Origin of the sequence: Georgenia subflava, assembly GCF_009193155.1 — a bacterium.
Taxonomy (GTDB): Bacteria; Actinomycetota; Actinomycetes; order Actinomycetales; family Actinomycetaceae; genus Georgenia; species Georgenia subflava.
The window spans coordinates 779379-800971 of the sequence record NZ_VUKD01000001.1 but is presented as its reverse complement, the minus strand read 5'-3'; the positions used below and the strand labels follow the sequence as shown (position 1 = coordinate 800971).

At 73.8% G+C, this 21593-nt stretch carries 21 protein-coding genes; 15 read left to right on the top strand and 6 right to left on the bottom strand.

The annotated features are described in order from the left end of the window. The first annotated feature begins 3 nt into the window (after nt 1-3). The 12 genes from GD748_RS03680 to GD748_RS03625 all read left to right on the top strand — a co-directional run bounded on the left by GD748_RS03680 (nt 4) and on the right by GD748_RS03625 (nt 11548). The gene (locus GD748_RS03680; protein WP_152193811.1) at nt 4-891 is read left to right on the top strand and encodes a branched-chain amino acid ABC transporter permease; all 888 of its coding nucleotides are present in this window, start codon (nt 4-6) and stop codon (nt 889-891) included. Then, nucleotides 875-1984, top strand: coding sequence for a branched-chain amino acid ABC transporter permease (locus GD748_RS03675; RefSeq protein WP_226920715.1), 1110 nt, complete (start codon nt 875-877; stop codon nt 1982-1984). Before GD748_RS03680 ends, GD748_RS03675 begins: the two co-directional genes overlap by 17 nt. Next, nucleotides 1971-2741, top strand: a complete 771-nt coding sequence (locus GD748_RS03670) for an ABC transporter ATP-binding protein (protein WP_226920713.1) — start codon at nt 1971-1973, stop codon at nt 2739-2741. Before GD748_RS03675 ends, GD748_RS03670 begins: the two co-directional genes overlap by 14 nt. Next, complete coding sequence (locus GD748_RS03665) at nt 2731-3468, top strand: ABC transporter ATP-binding protein (RefSeq protein WP_152193810.1); 738 nt, start codon at nt 2731-2733, stop codon at nt 3466-3468. Before GD748_RS03670 ends, GD748_RS03665 begins: the two co-directional genes overlap by 11 nt. 106 nt (nt 3469-3574) lie before the next feature. Beyond that, nucleotides 3575-4657 (top strand): DNA polymerase IV, encoded by a 1083-nt coding sequence (locus tag GD748_RS03660; protein ID WP_152193809.1) that lies wholly within the window; start codon nt 3575-3577, stop codon nt 4655-4657. Nucleotides 4658-4802: 145 nt separating this feature from the next. After that, nucleotides 4803-5465 (top strand): DUF192 domain-containing protein, encoded by a 663-nt coding sequence (locus GD748_RS03655; RefSeq protein ID WP_152193808.1) that lies wholly within the window; start codon nt 4803-4805, stop codon nt 5463-5465. 116 nt (nt 5466-5581) lie between these two features. Next, nucleotides 5582-6157: a DUF998 domain-containing protein gene (locus tag GD748_RS03650; protein WP_193312797.1), complete on the top strand. Its 576-nt coding sequence runs from the start codon at nt 5582-5584 to the stop codon at nt 6155-6157. A gap of 50 nt (nt 6158-6207) precedes the next feature. After that, nucleotides 6208-7146, top strand: coding sequence for a PfkB family carbohydrate kinase (locus GD748_RS03645; protein WP_152193806.1), 939 nt, complete (start codon nt 6208-6210; stop codon nt 7144-7146). A 91-nt stretch (nt 7147-7237) separates the two neighbouring features. Beyond that, nucleotides 7238-8380: a hypothetical protein gene (locus GD748_RS19395; protein ID WP_193312796.1), complete on the top strand. Its 1143-nt coding sequence runs from the start codon at nt 7238-7240 to the stop codon at nt 8378-8380. 189 nt (nt 8381-8569) lie between these two features. After that, a complete protein-coding gene (locus GD748_RS03635) occupies nt 8570-9511 on the top strand; it encodes an alpha/beta hydrolase family protein (protein ID WP_152193805.1) in 942 nt (313 codons plus the stop codon). Nucleotides 9512-9573: 62 nt separating this feature from the next. Continuing rightward, on the top strand, nt 9574-10293 hold the full coding sequence (locus tag GD748_RS03630; RefSeq protein ID WP_152193804.1) for a hypothetical protein: 720 nt from the start codon (nt 9574-9576) through the stop codon (nt 10291-10293). A gap of 55 nt (nt 10294-10348) precedes the next feature. Further along, nucleotides 10349-11548 carry a dipeptidase gene (locus tag GD748_RS03625; protein WP_152193803.1) on the top strand — a complete coding sequence of 400 codons (1200 nt, stop codon included), beginning with the start codon at nt 10349-10351 and terminating at the stop codon, nt 11546-11548. Between the two features lies 1 nt (nt 11549). On the opposite strand, the gene GD748_RS03620 is transcribed toward GD748_RS03625, so the two are convergent. The 6 genes from GD748_RS03620 to GD748_RS03595 all read right to left on the bottom strand — a co-directional run bounded on the left by GD748_RS03620 (nt 11550) and on the right by GD748_RS03595 (nt 18200). Beyond that, a complete protein-coding gene (locus GD748_RS03620; protein WP_152193802.1) occupies nt 11550-12569 on the bottom strand; it encodes a proline racemase family protein in 1020 nt (339 codons plus the stop codon). Further along, nucleotides 12569-14026 (bottom strand): aldehyde dehydrogenase (NADP(+)), encoded by a 1458-nt coding sequence (locus tag GD748_RS03615; RefSeq protein WP_152193801.1) that lies wholly within the window; start codon nt 14024-14026, stop codon nt 12569-12571. Before GD748_RS03615 ends, GD748_RS03620 begins: the two co-directional genes overlap by 1 nt. After that, nucleotides 14023-15504 (bottom strand): FAD-dependent oxidoreductase, encoded by a 1482-nt coding sequence (locus GD748_RS20185; protein WP_152193800.1) that lies wholly within the window; start codon nt 15502-15504, stop codon nt 14023-14025. The genes GD748_RS03615 and GD748_RS20185 overlap by 4 nt, the downstream gene beginning before the upstream one ends. Beyond that, the gene (locus GD748_RS20115) at nt 15497-15745 is read right to left on the bottom strand and encodes a (2Fe-2S)-binding protein (protein WP_264372466.1); all 249 of its coding nucleotides are present in this window, start codon (nt 15743-15745) and stop codon (nt 15497-15499) included. Before GD748_RS20115 ends, GD748_RS20185 begins: the two co-directional genes overlap by 8 nt. Nucleotides 15746-16062: 317 nt before the next feature. Next, nucleotides 16063-17202, bottom strand: a complete 1140-nt coding sequence (locus GD748_RS03600) for an NAD(P)/FAD-dependent oxidoreductase (RefSeq protein ID WP_152193798.1) — start codon at nt 17200-17202, stop codon at nt 16063-16065. Further along, nucleotides 17199-18200, bottom strand: a complete 1002-nt coding sequence (locus GD748_RS03595) for a proline racemase family protein (protein ID WP_152193797.1) — start codon at nt 18198-18200, stop codon at nt 17199-17201. The genes GD748_RS03600 and GD748_RS03595 overlap by 4 nt, the downstream gene beginning before the upstream one ends. Nucleotides 18201-18396: 196 nt before the next feature. Between GD748_RS03595 and GD748_RS03590 the strand changes: the two genes are divergently transcribed. The 3 genes from GD748_RS03590 (at nt 18397) to GD748_RS03580 (ending at nt 21518) form a co-directional block, all read left to right on the top strand. Beyond that, nucleotides 18397-19080: a GntR family transcriptional regulator gene (locus GD748_RS03590; protein WP_152193796.1), complete on the top strand. Its 684-nt coding sequence runs from the start codon at nt 18397-18399 to the stop codon at nt 19078-19080. A gap of 286 nt (nt 19081-19366) precedes the next feature. Next, complete coding sequence (locus GD748_RS03585; RefSeq protein ID WP_152193795.1) at nt 19367-20539, top strand: branched-chain amino acid ABC transporter substrate-binding protein; 1173 nt, start codon at nt 19367-19369, stop codon at nt 20537-20539. An 85-nt stretch (nt 20540-20624) separates the two neighbouring features. Continuing rightward, entirely contained in the window at nt 20625-21518 is an 894-nt protein-coding gene (locus tag GD748_RS03580; RefSeq protein WP_152193794.1) for a branched-chain amino acid ABC transporter permease, read from the top strand. Nucleotides 21519-21593 lie beyond the last annotated feature (75 nt).

The window sequence follows — 21593 nt, the reverse complement described above, 5'->3', positions numbered from 1 at the left end:
TTCATGTTCTCCGGAGCTCTGATCTTCCAGAGCCTGATCCTCGGGATCCTGCTAGGAGGGCTCTACGCCCTCCTAGCAGCGGGGCTCACGCTCTACTTCGGCATCATGCGGGTGGTGATGCTGGCGCACTCCGCCTTCATCATCCTCTCCGCCTACGTCGCCTGGCGCTTCCACGAGGTGACCGGGCTCGACCCGCTGCTCTCGCTGCTCGGCACCGTCCCGATCTTCTTCGCGGTCGGGTACCTCACCCAGAGGTTCCTGCTCGCGCGCCTGAAGCCGGCGACGATGACGATGATGTCCGTGCTGCTGACCTTCGCGATCGCCCTGGTGATCGAGGGGGCACTCGGCATGGCCTACACCGGGACCCAGCGCCGCATCAACATCTCCTACAGCGCCTCGAGCGTGGAGTTCTTCGGCGCGCAGATCCCGGTCGTGCAGATCATCTCGTTCGGGCTCGCCGCGGTGAGCCTGGGCGTGCTGTACCTCGTCATGAAGAAGACCCGGCTCGGTCGGGCGCTGCGCGCGACGATCCAGCACCCCGAGGCCGCACAGCTCGTGGGTATCGACACCAACCGGGCGGCGGGCATCGGGTTCGGCCTCGGGCTCGCCACCGCGGCCGTCGGCGGTGCGGCACTGGCCCTGCAGGCCACGATCTATCCCTCGCTGCACTGGCACTGGATCGGGCCGCTCATGGCGATCATCGTCGTCGGCGGGCTCGGCTCGATCCCCGGGGCCGCCATCGCGGCCATGCTGCTGGGGATCCTGCTCGTGATGCTCCAGCTCCCGCTGGGTTCCACGTGGGCCCAGACCGTCTTCTACCTCGCCCTGTTCCTCACCCTGATGGTGCGGCCGCAGGGGTTCTTCGGAGGTCGCCTTGCTCAGCGTTTCTGAGACCCGGACCAGGGCCGGGCGCACCCCGGCCGCCGAGCGGGACCGGACGAGTTCTGGCCGACGCCGCCGCAACATCCTGACGATCGCCGTCGTGATCGCGATCCTCGCGACGTGGCCGTTCCTCGCCCCGAACCCGTACATGCTCAGCGCGGGCGTGATCGTGCTGAACTTCGCCGTCTTCGCCACCGGCTGGAACATCATGGGTGGCTTCACCGGCTACATCTCGCTCGGGCACGCCGCGTTCTTCGGCCTGGGTGCCTACGGCACCGGGCTGCTCATCATCAACACCGGGATGAACAGCTTCCTGGCGCTGGCGCTCGCGGCCGTGGGGGTCGTCGTGATCGCGGTCCCGGTCGGCTACGCGGCGCTGAAGGTGCGTGGGGCGTCCTTCGTGATCGTCACGATCGCGCTCGTCCTCGTGCTCCAGCTGGTCTTCCAGAGCTGGCGCAGCTTCACGGGCGGGTCCGAGGGCCTGTTCGTGCCCCGTCCGTTCCCGGACCTGCTCCGGCCGCAGCACCACCAGGTCTTCTACTTCATCTTCCTGGGCGTGCTCGCCCTCGCCCTGCTGGCGTGGGCGGTCGTGAACCACTCCCGGTTCGGCGCCGGCCTCAAGGCGGTGCGCGAGGACGAGGACAAGGCCGAGTCGCTCGGTATCCCGACCGGAACGCTCAAGCTCGTGGCCTTCGCGGTGTCGGCGTTCGTCGTCGCCGTCTCCGGCGGTCTCTACGCGCTGTGGTTCGCCGACCTGGACCCGATCTTCCAGTTCGACGTCGTGCTCAGCGCACAGGTCGTGCTCATGGCCCTGCTCGGCGGCACCCGGTACCTGTTCGGCCCGCTGCTCGGCGCCGTCGTGATCGGCGTGGCGCTGGAGTACTTCCTCCTCAACTACGGCGAGACGCAGTTCCACCTCATCGCCACCGGCCTCCTGCTGGGCGTCGTGGTCCTGTTCCTCCCCGACGGCGTCCTCACCGGCGCGCAGCAGCTGGTCCAACGCGTCCGCGGCAAGGGGGCGACGTCCATCCGGGAGATGACCGCCGAGGAGCTGCGGGCCGAGCAGGAGCGAAAGGAGAAGTCCGGAGATGACCATGACTGAGCAGACCCCCACCACGGCGGTGGCCACGTCCATCCTGACCACCGACAGGCTCACCAAGTCCTTCGGCGGGGTCCACGCGGTCAACGAGGCCTCCGTGACCTTCCTGGACGGCAAGATCAACGGCTTGATCGGCCCGAACGGGTCGGGCAAGACGACGTTCTTCAACTGCGTGACCGGGATGATCAAGCCCGACTCGGGCTCGGTCCAGCTCCGCGGGCGGGACATCACCCGGTGGGCGCCGCACAAGATCGCCCGCGCCGGCCTCGGCCGCAGCTTCCAGCTGTGCCGGACGTTCCCGCGCATGACGGTGCTGGAGAACATGCTCGTCGCCGTCCAGCCGCACACCCTGGGGGACTACCTGGGCGGCAGCCACGCCCCGTCCACGGTCGAGCGCGCCCGGGCGATGCTCGCCCGGGTCGGCATCGACCACCTGGAGAACGCCGAGGCCAGGGACCTCTCCTACGGCCAGCAGAAGCTGCTGGAGCTGGGCTCGACCCTGATGTCCGACCCGCCGTTCGTCATGCTCGACGAGCCCGCCGGCGGCGTGAACCCCTCCCTCATCGAGCGCATCGCCGTGCTCATCCGCGAGCTCAACGACGAGGGCACCACCTTCCTCATCGTCGAGCACAACATGGATCTGATCATGAAGCTGTGCGACCACATCGTCGTCTTCGACCGCGGTGCGCCCATCGCCACCGGGACGGCCGACGTCATCCAGTCCGACCCGCGAGTCCTGGAGGCCTACCTTGGCGTCTGACGTGATCCTCGAGCTGACCGACATCGAGGCCGGATACGGCAAGGCGGCGCTGGTCCTGCGCGGGCTGTCGGTGCAGGTCCCGCGCGGCACCGTCGTCTGCCTCGTGGGGCCCAACGGTGCGGGCAAGTCCACCGTCCTGAAGGTCGCCTCCGGCCTGCTCAGGCCCCGCTCCGGGACCATCCGTCTCAACGGGGAGGACGTGACCGGTCAGGGCCCGCAGGCGCTCCTGCGCGCCGGCCTGTCGCACGTGCTGCAGGGCCACAGCGTGTTCCGCGAGATGACTGTCGAGGAGAACGTCATGCTCGGCGGGTACTCGGTGGCCGACCAGTCGCTCCTCGCCGAACGTGCCGACTTCGTCAAGACGATCTTCCCCGTCGTCGCCGACCGGTGGGCGCAGACTGCCGGTCTGCTCTCCGGCGGCCAGCAGAAGCAGGTGGAGTTCGCCCGGGCGCTCATGGTGCGGCCCGACGTCGTCCTCCTCGACGAGCCGTCCATGGGCCTGGACCCGAAGAAGACCACGACGGTCTTCGAGCAGGTCGCCCGCATGCGCGACGCGGGGGTCGCCGTCCTCATCGTCGAGCAGAACGCCCGACGGGCGCTGGAGATGGCGGACATCGGCTGCGTGCTCGACCTCGGGAAGGTCTTCACCTCCGGCCCTGCCCAGGAGCTCCTCGCCGACCCGAAGCTGAGCGACCTCTACCTGGGCGGTCGGCCCGCGACGACGTGATGGAGCCGCGCGTCGGGCCGGGCCCCCGTCCCGCCGGCGCGCGACGACGGAGTGCGCGACGACGTAATGGCCTGACATCCGTGGCGCCGGCGACGACACTCGTCCCATGAACGACGGCGCCAGGCCCTGGGTGCTGCACGTCGACCTGGACCAGTTCATCGCGGCGGTCGAGGTGCTGCGGCACCCCGAGCTCGCGGGGCTGCCCCTCGTCGTCGGTGGCCGCGGCGACCCCACGGAGCGGGCCGTCGTGGCCACCGCGTCCTACGAGGCCCGCGAGCTGGGCGTCGGCTCCGGCATGCCGATGAAGATCGCCGTCCGCAAGGCGCCGGACGCGGTCTTCCTGCCGGTGGACGCACCCGCCTACGAGGCGGCGTCGGAGCAGGTGATGGCCGCCTTGCGCGACCTGGGCGCCGTCGTCGAGGTGCTCGGCTGGGACGAGGCGTTCCTCGGCGCCGTCACCGACGACCCCGAGGCGCTCGCCCGCCGCGCGCAGGAGGCGGTGCTGGGCTCGACCGCGCTGCACTGCTCGGTGGGGATCGGGGACAACAAGGTCCGCGCCAAGATCGCGACCGGCTTCGGCAAGCCGCGCGGGGTGTTCCGGCTGACCGAGGACAGCTGGTTCGAGGTGATGGGGGAGCGCCCGACGCGCGACCTGTGGGGCGTGGGCGCGAAGGTCTCCAAGCGCCTGGCCGCGCACGGGATCACGACCGTCGCCCAGCTGGCCGCCGCCGACACCGGCGAGCTGGTCGCGGAGTTCGGCCCGCGGATGGGGCGCTGGTACGGCGAGCTCGGTCACGGCGTCGGGCCCGCCGTCGTCGACGACAGCCCCTGGGTCGCGAGGGGCCACAGCCGCGAGACCACCTACCAGCACAACCTCACGACACCCGAGGAGGTCGAGGCCGCGGTGCGCGAGCTCGCCACCCAGGTGTTCGAGGACACGGCCCGTGAGGGACGCCCGGTCTTCCGGGTCACCCTCAAGGTGCGCTACGCGCCGTTCGTCACCAAGGCCATCGGCCACAAGCTGCCGGCGCCGACGGGCGAGCGCGACCTGGTCGTGGCCGCGGCGGTGGCGCTCGCGGACCGGATCGACCACGACCGCGAGGTGCGCCTGCTGGGCGTGCGCGCCGAGATGGTCATGCCGGAGGAGGGGGACCCGGCCGAGCGGACACCCGTGCGCGGCCGGCTGTGAGCGCCTCGTCCTAGCGCTCCTCCCCGTGCCGGCCGACGACGGCGGCGTCCGTCCGCGTCACGGCCGGTGGTGGCGACCTCTTCCGTCGTGACGCCCGGTGGTGGCGACCCCTTCCGTCGTGACGGCCGGGCTGGTGAGATGAGGCATGACGAGGGGGCGCGGGTCCTGCCCGGCGGCAGCCGCGGCGATCGCGCTCGTCCTCCTCGCGGGCTGCTCGGGACCGGCCCCGAGCTCCGACCCGTCGCCGCGTCCGACCGGGCACGAGAGCGCCGCGGTCGGTGGGCCGGAAGACCCGGCTGGCGCACCGAGCGCGACCGCGCGCGAGCGGCAGAGCGTGACGCCGACGCCTACCCCTGGCGCCGGGCCGTCGGGCTCGACACGGCCGACCACGCCGGCAGGCTCGACACCGCCGGCCACGCCGTCCGGCTCGACGACGACGGTCACGGTCGGTGAGCTGGTGTTCACGGTCGAGGTGGCCGACGACGCAGCCACCCAACGGCGCGGCCTCTCCGGCCGCACCTCGCTCGCTGCCGGGACCGGGATGCTCTTCCGGTTCGACGAGCCCGCGACGCGCACGTTCTGGATGCCCGACATGGCGTTCGCCGTCGACATCGCCTGGATCTCTGACGGCGCGGCCGTCGGTGTCGACACCATGACCCCCTGCGTCGAGGAGGATCCTGCCGACTGCGAGCGGTGGTCCTCGCCCGGCCCGGTCGACGCCGCCCTGGAGGTGCCCGCCGGTGCCCTCGACGCCGTGGCACCGGGCACCCCGGTCGACCTCTCGGGTCTCGGACCCGGGGCCTCGTGACGAACCGGGACGTGCGGGCGCGCCGGCCGCGCGGTTCGACCCGTAGCCGGCCGACGCGCGCATCACCCGCGAGCGGCGGGCGACCGTCGGACGCGCGCCTGCTGGTCTGCGGCGTCGTGGCCGGTCCTCTCTTCCTCGCCGTCCTCCTCGCGCAGGCACTGTGGCGGCCGGGGTTCGACCTCGGGGTCCATGCCATCTCGCTGCTCAGCCGCGGCGAGCTCGGCTGGACCCAGACCACCACGTTCGTCGTGACCGGGCTGCTGGTCGTCGCCGCGGGTGCCGGGATGCGCCGGACGGTGCCCGGTGCGAGCGGCACACTCGCGGGTGTGCTGGTGACGGTCATGGGCGTCGGCCTGGTGCTGACAGGCATCTTCGTGGTCGATCCCGGCGTCGGATTCCCGCCGGGTGGCCCGCCGCCGGCGGGCACGGTGTCCTGGCAGGGTGCCCTGCACGACGTCGGGACCGCGCTGGCGCTCAACGGCGGGGTCGGCGCGGCGCTCGTGCTCGCGTGGCACGCCGCCCGTACCGGAGCACAGGCGGCCGCAGCGGCCTGCCTGGTTGCCGCCGTCGCGGTCGCGGCGCTCGCCTGGTGGGGCGGACCCGGTGTCCCGCTGCGCGTGAGCGTGGCGGCGACGGTGCTCACCGCCTGGCTCACGGCGGCCTCGCTGGCGTTGCTCCGACGACGCAGGTGACGGGCGGTGGCCCTGTTGCGGCCCGGTTCCCGTGCCGAGACGCTGGCGGGGTGGCGGAGATCGTGGTGGTCGGACAGGTCGCGCGAGACCTTGTGCTGAAGGTCGAGGAGATCCCGGACGAGGGCGGCTCGACGGAGGTGCTCGAACGCCTGGAGCTGCTCGGCGGCGCTGCGAACCAGGCCGTGGGCGCTCGCCAGCTCGGGTGGTCCTCGGCGCTCGTGGGCGTGGTCGGCGACGACGGTGCCGGGCGGGCGGTGCTGGCCTCCGCCCGCGAGGACGGTCTGGATGTGACGGGCGTGGGCGTCCGGGCGGGCGGGACGACGGCGCTCTACGTCGACGTCGTCGAGTCCGGCGGCGTTCGGCGCCTCCTCGAGCACGTGCCCGAGGACGTTCTCCTGACCCCGGCGGACGTGCGGGCCGCGGAGCCGGTGCTCTCGGCGGCACGCGCAGTCCTCGTCGAGCTCCGGCAGCCGGGCGATGCCGTCCGCGACGCCATGGGTGCCGCAGCGCGCGGCGGCGCGCTCGTCCTCGTGGACGGCCACCCGGAGGACTCCCGCGTCCGTGACGCCGTCCTGAGCTCGGCCACCGTGGTCCGGGCCGACGATGCCGAGGCGGCCGCCCTGGCCGGACGCGAGCTCGATGACGTCCGGGACGCCGTGGCGGCAGCGAGGGACCTCGTGTCACGTGGCCCGGCGATCGTGGCCCTCGCCGTCGGGAGCGAGGGCAACGTGGTCGCGTGGGACGGCGGGCACGCGGTCCTCCCGCTGCTGGGCGGTGCACCGGTTGACCCCACCGGCGGCGGGGACGCCTTCGTCGTCGGCCTGGTGACCGCGCTGCTGCGGGGCGCGGACCCCGAGACGGCCGGGTGGGAGGCCTCGGCCGCCGCTGCCCTGACCGTGGGCCGGCTCGGCGGACGCCCCGAGCTGGACGCGGACCGGGTCGCGGCCGTCGCGCAGGCCGGCAGGCGCGAGGCCGCCCGGCCGAGCTGAGCGTCGCCTGGACCGCCCCGACCGGCGGGGGTCCGCACCGGGCGCGGAAAGGACCCTGCCAGGAGCGGCATCTCGACGTAGTCTCGGACGCGTGGGGAAGGCAACCGGGGGAGCCGCGCTCGCCGCAGCGCTCTGCCTCCTGCTGGGCGCGTGCACCTCGGGCGAGCCGGGAGGTGAGGTCGCCGGACCTGCCGGTCCGACGGCGTCACCGACGTCGGAGCCGTCGCAGCGCCCGGACGCGGACCCCGCGTCGCCCACCACGGACGAACCCGCTCCGTCCCCGAGCGACCCGGTCGCGCCGCCGGAGGACGTACCGGAACCCGAGACACCCGAGAGGCCGCCCGGCCAGGCCACGCCGGACGGCCCTGCGCCCGACCCGGCACCCGGGGTCCCGGACGACCCGGCCTCCACCGCGCCGCCCGCGCCCAGCCCACGACCCACCCCTGCACCCAGCCCCACCGTGCCGGAACGGGTCGCGGGGCCGACGGAGGTGCTCGCCTTCCGGCAGACGGCCGAGTGGTCCGACGGCCTCGCGATCACGGTGGGCCGGCCGACGGAGTACGCGGCCGCCGACGACGAGCCGACTCCCGCGCCGACGGCCACCGAAGGTGCCGTCCCCGACGCCGCGACGGACTCGGTCCGGCCGGACACGAGCAGCAGGTCGGCCCCTACCCGGGAGCGATCGGGCCCCACGGCACCGGCACCGCCCGCACCAGTGCCGACGTCACCGGCGCCGGCCGGGGCAGCTCCCACGGCGCCGACGCAGGCCGCGGCGACCGCGACGGTGCAGACCGCAGCAGCGGCGACCGCGACGGCGCAGACCGCAGCAGCGGCGACGGCGCGGACCGCAGCAGCGGCGACGGCGCGGACGGCAGCAGCGGCGACCACGACGGCGCGGACCGCAGCCGCGGCGACCGCGACGGCTCCTGCCCCGGGTCCCGGTACGGCCACGCCGGCCGGCACCGTGCTCGTCGTCGACCTCCGGGTCAGCAACGGCACCGACGGCGACGTCAACACCTCGATCTTCGTGGCCATGACGAGCGGTGGGGCGGACGCCGAGCCGGTCTACGACACCGACGCGGGACTGACCGGGCCCCCGGGCACGATGCTCCCGCCCGGCGGGGAGGTCACGTTCGTGCTCGCGTTCGAGGCCAAGGACCCGGACGACCTCGTCCTCGACGTCCAGCCGGCCTACCACTACGACCCGGCCGTCTTCGCCGGGTCCGCCGGCTGACCCCGGCGAGCTGACCCCGGCGAGCTGACACCGACCAGCTGAGCCCGGCCGCCTGAACCCCGGGACTGGGTCTCGAGGAGGATCCGCGGCGAGAAGCTCCTCCTCACGACCGAGAGGCACCCGCGTCGGCGGCTGTCACTCTGGGTCCAGCCACACCCGGCTTCAGCACCAGTCCTGAGGAACCGAGCCATGATCGAGACCAATCTGACCTTCGAGTCCGGCAGCCACACGCTCGCCGGCACCCTGACCACGCCCGCCGGCACGGGCCCGTTCCCGACCGTCCTCCTCATCCCGGGATCCGGACCCGTCGACCGGGACTCCGACCACAAGCGCATGCCCCTGGGCGTCACCCGCGAGCTCGCCGAGGCGCTCGACCGGGCCGGCGTCGCGACCTTCCGCTACGACAAGCGAGGGGTCGGCCAGAGCACCGGCCGCTGGCGCGCCGCCGGTTTCCTCGACAACATCGACGACGCCCGGGCAGCCCTCGACACCGCCCGCGCGAGGCCTGAGGTGGACGCGGACCAGGTCATCCTGCTCGGTCACTCCGAGGGTGCGCTGCTCGCCACCGCCGTGGCCGGTGCCACCGGGACGGTCGCCGGCGTCGTCCTCGTCAGCCCCTCCGCGAAGCCCGGTGACGAGGCGCTGGCCTGGCAGGCGGAGCAGATCGGTCCGACCCTGCCCAAGCCGGTCCAGCTGGTGCTGAGGCTGCTGCGGACCGACCTGGCGACGAGGTCCGCCAAGAACCGCGCGAAGATCCGGCAGACGACAGCCGACGAGGCGTGGGTGGACGGCACGAAGCTCAACGCGCGCTGGACGCGCGAGTTCATGGCCTACGACCCGGGCCCCGACCTCGCGAAGATCACCGTCCCCGTCCTCGCGGTGACCGGCACCAAGGATCTCCAGGTCGACGTCGCAGACCTCGAGCGGGTCGCGGACCTCGTACCGGGTCCGGTCGAGACGCACGCCGTCGCCGACGTCAACCACATCCTGCGCTCACAGCCCGGGCCGGCGTCGCTGAGCACCTACAAGAAGGACATCCGCCGCCCGGTGGACCCTCGCGTGGTCGAGCACGTCACCGACTGGGTGTCCCGGCAGGTCCGTGCGGCCGGGAGGGTTGGCGGCGCCGAGTAGGACCGGTAGGTCGGGCCGTTCGTCCCCGGCGACGGCTCGGACGGGTCCGCTACCCTTCGGCCATGGACCAGCGCGGGTACACGGGCGGTGCCCCTGTCGGCACGCTGCCCGACCTCGCCCCGGCCACCGTCCCGCCGCCGGGGCGGACCGCGACCGTGGTGCGCGTGCTCATCGCCGTCGGGCTCGTGCTCGGCTGGGCCAACTCGTTCATGCAACCTGTTGAACGGTCGGTCGACCACCTGCTGCAGGAGCTCGCCGACGGTCGCGTGACGGAGCTGACGATCGAACGCCCGCCCGACCTGCCCGACGCGCAGGCGCAGGGGCAGTGGCGGGTGGAGTGGTCCGGCGAGGGCCGCCCCGGCTACGCGTACTACGAGTTCAACAGCCTCGACGGCATGCCCGAGGTCGACGAGGGCGCGGAGATCCTCACCGCGGCCGACGCCTCGCCGTCGCCGGTATCGGTGACGGTCCGTCAGGACTACTTCGGCCCGACCGGGACGGTGTGGCACCCGGTGACCATCGCCGCACTGGCGGTCCTGCTGCTGCTCGTGCTGGGACCGCAGCCACGGCTGGCCACCAAGTGGGCGTGGTTCTGGCTGGCGATGACCGCGGCGCCGCTCTGGCTGGTCTTCGTCCTGCTCGAGCCGACCCCGCTCGGGGCCCGCCGCCCGGCGCCGTTGCCCGCCCGGCGGCTGACCGGCGGCTGGGCGTTCCTGATCAGCATCACGCTGCTGCCGTTCGCCCTGGGGCTCCTGCCCGGCTACGACGAGCTCTTCCGCTGAGCCGGTCCAGCATGCTCGCTGGTGCTCGCGCGCGGCCATGGCAGACAATCGGCCCATGACCGACACCGCCGCACTCGTCGACGACGTCCTGTCCACCACGCCGCTCATCGACGGCCACAACGACCTCGCGTCCGCGCTGCGCAGCACCGCCGGCTACAGCGTCGACGACCTCGACGCCGACCGCCCCGAGCTGCACACCGACATCCCCCGGCTGCGCGCCGGGCGGGTCGGCGCCCAGTTCTGGTCCGTGTTCGTCCCCTCCACCCTGACCGGCGGCGACGCCGTGCTGTCCACGCTCGAGCAGATCGACGCGGTGCACCGCATGCTCGCCCGCTACCCCGAGACGTTCACGCTCGCCTGCACCGCCGACGACGTGCTGGCCGCGTTCGGCGCCGGCCGGATCGCCTCGCTCCTCGGCGCTGAGGGCGGTCACTCGATCGGCGGCTCCCTCGGGGCGCTGCGCATGTTCGCCCGGCTCGGCGTGCGGTACATGACCCTGACCCACAACGACAACGTCGAGTGGGCCGACTCCGCCACCGACGAGCCGGCCGCGGGCGGTCTCACCGACGTCGGCCGCGCGGTCGTCGCCGAGATGAACCGCCTCGGCATGCTCGTCGACCTCTCCCACACCGCCGAGTCCACCCAGCTCGACGCGCTCGCGGCCACGACCGCGCCGGTGATCTTCTCCCACTCCTCCTGCCGCGCCGTGTGCGACCACCCGCGCAACGCCTCCGACGAGGTCCTCCGCCGGCTCGCCGGCAACGGGGGAGTGCTCCAGGTGACGTTCGTGCCCAAGTTCGTCTCGAACGAGGTCGCCCGGTGGGGCGCCGAGTCCAGGGCGGCCCTCGGCGGCGGGGACTGGCCCTGGCCGCGGGCACCACGGCCCGGCGAGGACCCGGCCGCCGTCGCCGCGGATAACGCGGGCGCGGACCCCGACGCCGCGCGCCGGGCCGCGTGGGAGGCCGACCACCCGCGGCCGGAGGCGGGCATCGACGACGTCGTCGCCCACCTGGAGCACGCCCGAGAGGTGGCCGGCATCGAGCACATCGGTCTGGGCGGCGACTACGACGGCGTCGACCGGCTGCCCCGCGGGCTCGAGGACGTCGCGGGGTACCCGCGGCTGCTCGAGGCGCTCGCCGCGCGCGGCTGGTCCCGCGACGACCTCGCCGCCCTGGCCGGCGGGAACGTGCTCCGGGTGCTGCGCGACGCCGACGACGTCGCCACCGAGACGCTCTGGCCGACCGCGGCGGGGTAGCTCATCGCAGCACGAACCCGGTGCCCACCTCGTCGTCGTCTGCGAGCACGAACCGGTGCTCACCCGTCATCGAGGCCCGTCCCGTGACCTCCGGCACGACGGCGGCCCGGCCGGCGACGTCCACGTGCTCACGGACCCGGGCGGTGAACCGGGTGCCGACGACCGAGTCGTGGGTGAGCGTCTCGCCGTCGCCGAGCCGCCCCTCGGCCACGAGCAGCGGCAGCCGCGCCGAGGTGCCCGACCCGCACGCGGACCGGTCGACCTCGCCGTCGGCGAAGACGGTGACGTTGCGCTGGTGCGGCCCGTCGGGCGTCCGGCCGAGGTCGTCGTAGAGGATCGTGCCGTAGATGCCGGACAGGCGCGGGTCGTCCGGGTGCTGCGCGGCGGGGGAGTCGTTGAGCGCCCACTTCACCGCCCGGCCGGCGGCGATGAGCTCGCCGTAGTGCTCGGGCGTCACCTCGAGCCCGAACGCCGACGCCGGCACCGACGCGTACAGCGCGCCGCCGTAGCTGACGTCCGCGACCACCGTGCCCAGCGGCGTCGCCACCTCGATCCCACGGGCCACCACCCAGGACGGGACGTTGACGAACGTCGCGCCCGTGACCTTGCCGCCGGTGACGTGGACCCGGGCGGTGACCCGGCCGGAGGGGACGTCGATGACGACGTCGGTGTCACCGTCCGGCGCCGCCGGCACCACCCCGTGCTCCACCGCCCAGACGCCGAGCGCGATGGTGCCGTGCCCGCACGCCGTGGAGTAGCCGTCCTTGTGCCAGAACAGCACGCCCAGGTGGGCGCCGTCGTCGTCCGGCGGCACGAGGAACCCGCCGTACATGTCGGCGTGGCCGCGCGGCTCCTGGACGAGAACCTGCCGGTACCTGTCGATCTCGGCGCTGCCCTGCGCCGTCACGCGGCGGTCGGCCACGGACAGGCCGGGGATGTCCGGCACCCCCGCGGTGACGATCCGGAACGGCTCGCCGCCGGTGTGGTAGTCGACGGTCGTGACGGAGAAGGACGCCGCCATCAGACCTCCAGGACGCCGTCGACCCGGCGCGGCACGCCGAGCGGGTTGTTCTCGCGCAGCGCCGCCGGCAGGAAGCGCTCCGGCATGTCCTGGTAGGCGACCGGCCGGAGGAACCGGGAGATCGCCGCCGTCCCGACCGACGTCGTGCCCGGGGCCGTCGTCGCCGGGTAGGGCCCGCCGTGCTGCTGCGCGTGGGTGACCGAGACCCCGGTCGGCCAGCCGTTCCACAGCACCCGGCCCGCCTTGCCGGCGAGCGCATCGACGAGGTCGGCGACGTCGTCGTCCTCGCTGCCCTGGACGGTGGCGGTCAGCTGTCCCTCGAGCAGCTCGGCCAGGGCGGGCAGCTCGGCGGCGTCGTCGTACTCGATCACGAGCGCCGTCGGGCCGAAGCACTCCGCGGCCAGCTCGTCGACTGCGCCGCGGAACTGCTCCGCCGTCGTCGCCAGGACCGTCGGGGACGTGGGCGAGCCGGCCGGGTCGGCGCCCTCGGCCAGGACCCGGACCGCGGCGTGGTCGCGCAGCTCCGCGAGACGCTCGACGTAGCCGCCGTGCAGCCGGTCGTTGAGCATCGGTGCGGCGGCGGGCAGCGACGCGGCGGCCAGCCGGTCGGCCAGGCCCGCGGCGGCCGGGACGAAGAGCAGGCCGGGCTTGGTGCAGAACTGGCCGACCCCCATGGTGAACGAGCCGACGAACCCGGTCACGATCTCGTCCGGCCGCGCGGCAGCGGCCGCCGGGGTGACGAAGGTGGGGTTGACCGAGCCCATCTCGCCGTAGAAGGGGATCGGCTCGGGGCGGGCGGAGGCGATGTCGAACAGCGCCCGACCGCCGCCGATGGACCCGGTGAACGCCCCGGCCCGCACCGCCGGGTGCTCCAGCGCGGCGGTGCCGGCGTCCTGGCCGAAGACGACCGCGAAGACCCCGTCCGGGGCGCCGGCGCCGCGCAGGGCCTCGACGACGATCTCCCCGGTGCGGGCGGACAGGCGCGGGTGGCCGGGGTGCGCCTTGAGGATGACCGGGCAGCCGGCGGCCAGGGCGGAGGCGGTGTCCCCGCCGGCGACCGAGAACGCGAACGGGAAGTTCGACGCGGCGAAGACGACGACGGGCCCGAGCGGCTCGTTGACCCGGCGCAGGTCCGGCCGCGCCCCCATCGGCCAGTCGGCGTCGGCGTGGTCGATGCGGGCGTCGAGGTACGAGCCCTCGGTGAGCACCTCCCCGAACAGGCGCAGCTGGAAGGTGGTGCGGAACAGCTCGCCCTTCAGCCGGGCCTCGGGCAGGTGCGTCTCCTCCGCGGCGAGGCCGACGAGCTCGGGCCCGGCGGCGTCGAGGGCGTCGGCGACTGCGCCCAGGGCCTCGGCGCGTGCGGCCGGGGTGAGCGCGCCCCAGGCCGGGGCGGCTGCGGCGGCGGTGCCGACGATGCGGTCGACGTCGGCCTGGGTGGTCTCGGCGGTCGTCGTCATGGGGTTGCCTCCTCGTTCGGTGCCGCCCGGTCCAGCGCGGCGAGGGTGCCGAGCGGGACGTGGGCGGCGAGCGGGCGCCGGCTCGAGGCCAGCAGATCGTCCTCGGTGATCTCACGGTCGGTCAGGTGCGCGAGCAGGCCGGCCGCGGGCCAGCCGCAGATGCGTCCCTGGCAGCGTCCCATGCCGACGCGGGCGAGGGAGCGGGCCGAGCGGGGGTCGTCGGCGCCGAGGTCGCGGCACGCGGCGCGCAGCTGCGAGGCGGTGACCTCCTCGCACCGGCACACGAGCGTGTCACCGTCGACCCACGACTGCCACCGGCGGGGCACGGGGTAGACGGCGTGCATGGCGCGGGCGAAGGCGCGGTGCCGCACGACGTCGCGGCGGCGGGCGGGGTCCGGCTGCGCGCCGGCGGCGGCCCGGCCGGCGATGTGGCCCTCGGCGACGGCGAGCACCGCACCGCCGACCCCGGTGGCCTCCCCGGCCACGTAGAGGCCCGGCACGCTGGAGCGTTGCGCCGGGTCGACCCGGACGACGAGGGAGCCGTCGGCGCCGATCGCCGTGGCGACGCCGAGCATCAGCGGCAGCTCGAGCTGCGGGGTGAAGCCCCAGCCCAGGGCGACGGTGTCGGCGTCGACGGTCGTCTCCTGACCGATGACCAGGCCGTCGGCGTCGGTGCGGGCGAGGCGCACCCCGGTCACGCGGCCGTCACCGAGGACCTCGGTGACGACGGTGCGGGTGCGCAGCCGCACGCCGTGCCGGGCGAGGCGCGCGGCGTACCCGGCGGCCTGGCCGAGCTTGGCGCCCTGGCGCAGGGCGGTCCCGATCCGCCGGGTCCACCCGCGCGGGTCGGCCGCCTCGCACAGGGCCACGACGTCGGCCCCGGCGTCGGCCAGACCGGCGGCGACCGGGAGCAGGAACGGCCCGGTTCCGGCGACGACGACGCGGCGGCCGGTCAGCACGCCGTGCCCCTTGAGCAGCGCCTGGGCGCCGCCGGCGGCGACGACGCCGGGCAGGTCCCAGCCGGGGACCGGCAGCTGGCGGTCGTACGCGCCCGGGGCCAGCACGACGCGCCGGGCCAGCACCTCGCCCGGCGCCGGCGTGGTGCCGCCGGCGGGCAGCACGGGGGTGGTGCGCAGGCGGAAGAGGTCGCCGTCACGCTCGGCGAGCCACACCGACGTCCACGGCCGGTGCTCGGCCCGGCCGGTCCGGCTGGCCGCGCCGAGGCGGTCGCGCAGGTCGAGGAAGACCGACCAGTCGTGGTGGCCGTGCCCGTCGGGCTCGTGGAAGGCATCGTCCCGGTGGCGCCAGTACTGCCCGCCGAGCTGACCGGCGGCGTCGAGGAGCACGACGTCGGCGCCCGCCTCGGCGGCGGAGACGGCGGCGGCCAGGCCGGCGGGCCCGCCTCCCACGACGGCGACGTCGACGACGCGGGTTGCGCCCAGGGACCGCGCCTCGGGGCCGGTGGTCTGCTCACGCATTGCCGTCACCGCTCTCGAGCACCATGCCCTCGGTCATCGGGACCAGGCACGCGCGCTGGTTGGGGGCGCCGTCGACGGTGAGCAGGCAGTCGTGGCACACACCGATCCCGCAGAAGATCCCCCGCGGCCGCCCCTCCCGCCGGGTGGTGCGCCAGGTGGTGATGCCTGCGGCGACCAGGGCGGCGCCGACGGACTGGCCTGGTTCGCCGACCAGCTCGGCGCCGTCGAACGTCGCCCGCACCGCCGGCCCGCTCCCCGCGCCGTGATCGGTCCGGCCCCGCCGAGTGGCACGAAGTGCACCGCTGTCGGGCGCGGAGTCGGTGCCGAACGTGTCACTCGACGCCCGGCCCCGCCGAGTGGCACGAAGTGCACCGCTGTCGGGCGCGGAGTCGGTGCCGAACGTGTCACTCGGCGTCGAGTTGCGCCGAGTGGCACGAACAGCACCACCGTCGGGCGTCCGACCCGTGCCGAACGTGTCGCTCGGCGCGTCGGTGGTGGCCGGCGGGGCCGTGTCGGCGCCGGTGGCGGGGGGCGGGGTCTCGTCGGGGCGGGGAGCGCTCATGCGAACCTCTCCGGGGCGAAGGGGGCCAGCGGCAGGGCGGTCGGCGCCGACGTGAGCGCCTGCACGAGCAGGGCGGCGGTCCCGGCGGCCAGGCCGATCCCCGCACCCTCGTGCCCGGCGGCGTGCCACAGCCCGGGGGCCCGCGGGTCGGGCCCGATCACGGGCAGGTGGTCCGGACAGTACGGGCGGAACCCGTGGTAGTGCCGCATGACGGCGACGCCGGCCAGCGCGGGGAAGAGGTGGACGGCGGCCGCGGCCATCCGGGCCAGCGCGGGCACGGAGACGGCACTGTCGAACCCGACGCGTTCCCGGGTGGAGCCCACGAGCACCGTGCCCGACGGCGTCCCCTCGACAACGGGGGAGGACTGCAGCGCGGCGTCGGAGCTGGCGACGTCGGAGACGTACTCCGCGGCATAGACCTTGTGCCGCACCATCACCGGCACCGGCTCGGTGACCAGGACGAACCCCCGTCGCGGCAGCACCGGCAGGTCGATGTCCGCCAGCGCGGCTACCTCCCGCGACCACGGTCCGGCCGCGTTGAGCACCGCCCCGGCGGAGAGGTCGCCGGCCGCGGTGCGGACTCCGACGACCCGCTCGCCGTCCCGGAGGAACCCGGTGACCTCGGTGCCCGGCCGCACCAGGGCGCCTGCGCCGCGGGCCAGCCGCAGCAGGTGGGCGACGGCGAGCATCGGCATCAGCTGGGCGTCCTGCGGGTAGTGCACGCCGCCGGCGAGCCCGCCGGCCAGGTGCGGCTCGAGGTCGTGCAGGTCATCGGCCGCCACCTCGGTCGCGGCGACGCCGGCGCCCCGCTGGACCTCCGCCAGCGCCGTGAGCGCGCCCAAGCTGGTCTCCGACGCGGCGACGACGAGGCCGCCCTTGGCCTCGAACTCCCAGGAGTCAGCGTGCTCGCCCAGCTCGGTGCGCCACACCTCGTTGGAGTACCGGGCCAGGTCCAGCTCCGGGCCGAGCTCCTTGTCCGAGACGAGGATGTTGCCCTCCCCGTGCGAGGACGTGCCCGACGCCGGCCGGCCGCGGTCGACGACGGTCACGGCGAGCCCGGCCCGGGCGGCGAGGTACGCCGTCGCCGCCCCGACGATGCCGGCGCCGACGATCAGCAGGTCGGGCGCGCGGCTCACAGCAGGAAGCCGGCGGGGAACGGGTCGGTGGGGTCGAGGAAGTACTGGGCCGTGCCGGTGATCCACGCCCGGCCGGTGATCGTCGGCACGACGGCGGGCCGGCCGGCCACCTCGGTCTCCTCGACCAGGCGACCGACGAACCGGGTGCCGATGTAGGACTCGTTGACGAAGTCCTCGCCGATGCCGAGCTCGCCGCGCGCGTGCAGCTGGGCCATCCGCGCGCTCGTGCCGGTCCCGCACGGTGACCGGTCGAACCAGCCGGGGTGGATCGCCATCGCGTGCCGGGAGTGCTGCGCGGTCGAGCCCGGCGCCTTGAGGTAGACGTGGTGGCAGCCGCGGATGTCCGTCCGCTCGGGGTGGACCGGCTCGTCGGCCTCGTTGATGGCGTCCATGATCGCCAGGCCGGCGCCGAGCAGCCGGTCCTTGGCGGCCCGCTCGAACGGCAGGCCGAGCTGTTCCAGGTCGACGACGGCGTAGAAGTTGCCGCCGAACGCGAGGTCGTAGTCGACGGCGCCGAGGCCCGGCACCTCGACCTGCCCGCCGAGGGTGTGCGCGAAGGAGGGCACGTTGCGGATGGTCACCGACGTCGCGGATCCGTCCTCGACGGCGACGTCGGCGACGACGAGCCCGGCCGGGGTGTCCAGCCGCACGGTGGTCACCGGCTCGGTCACCTCGACCATGCCGGTCTCGACCAGCACGGTGGCCACGCCGATGGTGCCGTGCCCGCACATGGGCAGCAGGCCGGAGACCTCGATGTACAGGACGCCGTAGTCGGCGTCGGGCCGGGTCGGCGGCTGGAGGATCGCGCCGCTCATCGAGGCGTGCCCGCGCGGCTCGTACATGAGCAGGGTGCGCAGGTGGTCGGAGTTCTCCATGAACCACGTGCGGCGCTCGGCCATCGTCGCACCGGGGATGACGCCGAAGCCGCCGGTGATGACCCGCGTCGGCATACCCTCGGTGTGGGAGTCGACGGCGTGGAAGACCTTGCTCGTCCGCATGGCGTCCTCTCCGCGTGCTCTTGGCCGGCGGCTGCTGCGTCCCGGCGACGAAAAGGTCGGTGCCGGTCGCTGTGCCGGCACCGCCCAGAGGCAATACAGTGTGACATACCACCACGCGTGTTGTGACGCGCGCCACCGGCGGCCCGGTCCATACTGGGCAGCCTCCCAAACTGGGCAGCCCCGCCAAGGAGACGCCATGACAGCAGCCTCACCGTTCGCCCCGGTCGTGCACGCGGCGAGCCTGCGCACGCTCGTCGAGGACTCGGTGGCCGGGGCCATCGTCGCCGGGCAGCTGCCACCCGGCGAGCTCGTCTCGGTGCCGGCCCTGGCCGCGAAGTTCGACGTCTCCGCCACCCCGGTGCGTGAGGCGATGATCAACCTCCAGCACCGCGGGTTCGTCGAACCGGTACGGAACAAGGGCTTCCGCGTGACCGCCGTCTCCGAGCAGGACCTGAACGAGATCGTCCAGCTCCGCCGGCTCATCGAGCCCCCGGTGGTCCGCGACCTGGCGGGTGCCGTCGGGGCCGAGGACGCCCAGCGCCTGCGCGTGCTCGCCCGGGCCATCACCGACGCCGCCGACGCCGGCGACATGCCGCAGTACCTCGCCGCCGACGTCGAGTTCCACCGCGAGCTCGTCGCCCTCGGCGGCAACCGGCGCATCGCCGAGCTGGTCACCGAGCTGCGCCGCGAGACGCGCCTGACCGGGCTGTCCGACCTGGTCAACACCGACCGGCTCGCCGAGTCCGCCGCCGAGCACGAGCGACTGCTCGAGCTCCTCGAGGCCGGTGACGCAGCGGGTGCGGAAGAGCTCATGGACCGCCACATCGGCCACGTCCTCGGCTGGTGGTCCGGCAATCCCGAGCCCACGACCACCGCCTGAGACGACCTTTCGAGCGCCGCCCGGCTGCGCCCGGTGGAGGAGATCGTCTCGTGGTCGAGATCGTTTCTGGTCGGCGAAACCGGGCTGGCACCGACGGTGCAACGCGTGTGTTCGTCGACGACGCACGGTCTCGGCACTGCTGACGTGCGGCGGCGTGGGGCGCACAGTTCGGTAACGAATCTGTCTCAGATCGCCGAGTGGTGTGTCACAGGTCACCGGCACTTGTAATGTGTGACATCCCATCGCCCCCACCTCCGGGGCGATTCTCGTTGCGGAAGGACAGACAATGACGAACCCCTTCTCGCGCCGGGGCCGCGTTCTGGCTCTCGGCGCGGTCGCGGCTCTCGCGCTCGGTGCCTGCTCGGGCGGTGTGACCGGCGGCGACGAAGACGCCACCGGCGACGAGGGCCCGATCACCCTCGGCATGCTCGCACCGTTCTCCGGCTCGGAGGCCGCCTTCGGCCCCTACATGGAGAACGGCGCCCAGATGGCCATCGACGAGATCAACGAGGCGGGCGGCGTTCTCGGCCGCGACCTCGAGCTCGTCACCGAGGACGACGCCTGCGACGCCACGAGCGCCACTGCCGCGGCCAACAAGCTCATCACCGAGGGCATCGTCGCCTCGGTGGGCGGCTACTGCTCCGGCGCGACGCTGCCCACCCTCCCCATCTTCGCCCAGGCCGGCGTGCCGATGGTGATCCCGGCGGCGAACTCCAACCAGCTCGTCGACGCCGACGAGGAGGGCATCTTCCTCATCAACGGCACCGGCGACCAGCAGGCCCAGGCCGCGCTCGCGTGGGCCGAGAAGCAGGGCGTGCAGCGCCTGGCCCTGGTCGACGACAACACCGACTACTCCGCCGACCTCGCCGCCGCCGTCGCCGAGCAGGCCGCGGAGACCGACATCGAGATCGTCCTGGAGGAGTCCGTCACCGCCGGCGAGTCCGACTACTCCGCCAACGTCAACTCGATCATCTCGGCCGACCCCGACATGATCTACTGGACCGGCTACTACCAGGAGGGTGGCCTCATCGCCTCCCAGCTGGCGTCGGCCGGCTACGACGGCGAGCTCCTCGTCGCCGACGGCACCGTGGACGCGCAGTTCGCCGAGATCGCCGGCGCCGCCGGTGAGGGCGTCGAGGGCACGTTCACCCAGACCCCGGACATGCTCGAGGGCGCCGGCGACTGGATCGCCGAGTACGAGGAGCTCTACGGCGAGGGGCCCGGCCCCTACTCGACCCAGGCCTACGACGCCGTGCGCGTGGTCGCCGAGGCGATCGAGCAGGCCGGCAGCACCGAGTCGGACGCGGTCATCGAGGCCATCAAGGCGATCGACGGCCTGGAGCTGTTCTCCGGCCCGCTGAAGTTCACCGAGGAGGGCACGCTCGCCGAGGGCGGCTTCGCCATCGTCGAGGTCGGCCCGGAGGGCGACTTCGTCCTCCTCGACGACCTGCAGGGGTGATCCGGCGCGGTCCGGTCGGGCGCACCGCGCGCCCGCCCGGACCGCCCACACCTGTCCCCAGCCCGCCCTCCGGGAGGACACTGTCGTGCTCCAGCTCGTCGTCGACGGACTCTTCGTCGGCTCCTTCTACGCCCTCGTCGCCCTGGGCTACTCGATGGTCTACGGGATCATCAAGCTCCTGAACTTCGCCCACGGCGACGTCTACATGGTCGGCGCCTTCGTCGGCTTCATCGCCCTCAGCTCGCTCACCGGCCTGGCCGCCACCGGCGGGCTCGCCTCGATCCTCGTCGTCCTGCTCATCGCCATGGCGCTGACCGGCATCATGGGCGTGACGATCGAGCGGGTCGCGTACCGGCCGCTGCGGTCGAGCCCGCGCCTCGCGGTGCTCATCACCGCCGTCGGCGTCTCGTTCATCCTCGAGTACGGCGTGCGCCAGATCATGGGGCCGAACCCCCAGGTCTACCCCGTGCGCCTGAGCGGGGAGACCTTCAGCCTCCTCGGCGCCCGCATCACGCTGCCGCAGATCATCCTGTTCGGCGTGGCCGCCGTCCTCATGGTGGCGCTGAACTACCTGGTGATGCGCTCGCGCGACGGCCGAGCCATGCGGGCCATCGCCCTGGACCCGCAGGCCGCCAAGCTCATGGGCGTCAACGTCGACGCCGTCATCTCCCGGACGTTCTTCATCGGCTCCGCCCTCGCGGGCGCAGCCGGCGTCATGGCCGGCGCCTACTACGGCACGATCGACTTCCTCATGGGGTTCGTGATCGGCCTGAAGGCGTTCACGGCGGCGGTCATCGGGGGCATCGGCAACCTCTACGGGGCCATGCTCGGCGGGATCCTGCTCGGCCTGCTCGAGTCCTTCGGGACGAACTTCCTCGGCGGCGAGTGGCGTGACGTCTTCTCCTTCGCCTGCCTGATCCTCTTCCTCTCCTTCCGGCCCACCGGGATCCTCGGTGCCCGCGTCGTGGAACGGATGTGACGCCATGACCGACACACAGACCACTCCCGTGCCCGCCGGGGTCCGCGGCCTCAGCTACCGGCTCCGCCCGCCCGC

Bases quoted from the DNA above. Each gene is read 5' to 3' on its own strand.
- GD748_RS03680 (WP_152193811.1), top strand. From the start codon at position 4: ATGTTCTCCGGAGCTCTGATCTTCCAGAGCCTGATCCTCGGGATCCTG.
- GD748_RS03670 (WP_226920713.1), top strand. From the start codon at position 1,971: ATGACCATGACTGAGCAGACCCCCACCACGGCGGTGGCCACGTCCATC.
- GD748_RS03660 (WP_152193809.1), top strand. From the start codon at position 3,575: ATGAACGACGGCGCCAGGCCCTGGGTGCTGCACGTCGACCTGGACCAG.
- GD748_RS03655 (WP_152193808.1), top strand. From the start codon at position 4,803: ATGACGAGGGGGCGCGGGTCCTGCCCGGCGGCAGCCGCGGCGATCGCG.
- GD748_RS03635 (WP_152193805.1), top strand. From the start codon at position 8,570: ATGATCGAGACCAATCTGACCTTCGAGTCCGGCAGCCACACGCTCGCC.
- GD748_RS03630 (WP_152193804.1), top strand. From the start codon at position 9,574: ATGGACCAGCGCGGGTACACGGGCGGTGCCCCTGTCGGCACGCTGCCC.
- GD748_RS03625 (WP_152193803.1), top strand. From the start codon at position 10,349: ATGACCGACACCGCCGCACTCGTCGACGACGTCCTGTCCACCACGCCG.
- GD748_RS03620 (WP_152193802.1), bottom strand. From the start codon at position 12,569: ATGGCGGCGTCCTTCTCCGTCACGACCGTCGACTACCACACCGGCGGC.
- GD748_RS03615 (WP_152193801.1), bottom strand. From the start codon at position 14,026: ATGACGACGACCGCCGAGACCACCCAGGCCGACGTCGACCGCATCGTC.
- GD748_RS20185 (WP_152193800.1), bottom strand. From the start codon at position 15,504: ATGCGTGAGCAGACCACCGGCCCCGAGGCGCGGTCCCTGGGCGCAACC.
- GD748_RS03595 (WP_152193797.1), bottom strand. From the start codon at position 18,200: ATGCGGACGAGCAAGGTCTTCCACGCCGTCGACTCCCACACCGAGGGT.
- GD748_RS03590 (WP_152193796.1), top strand. From the start codon at position 18,397: ATGACAGCAGCCTCACCGTTCGCCCCGGTCGTGCACGCGGCGAGCCTG.
- GD748_RS03585 (WP_152193795.1), top strand. From the start codon at position 19,367: ATGACGAACCCCTTCTCGCGCCGGGGCCGCGTTCTGGCTCTCGGCGCG.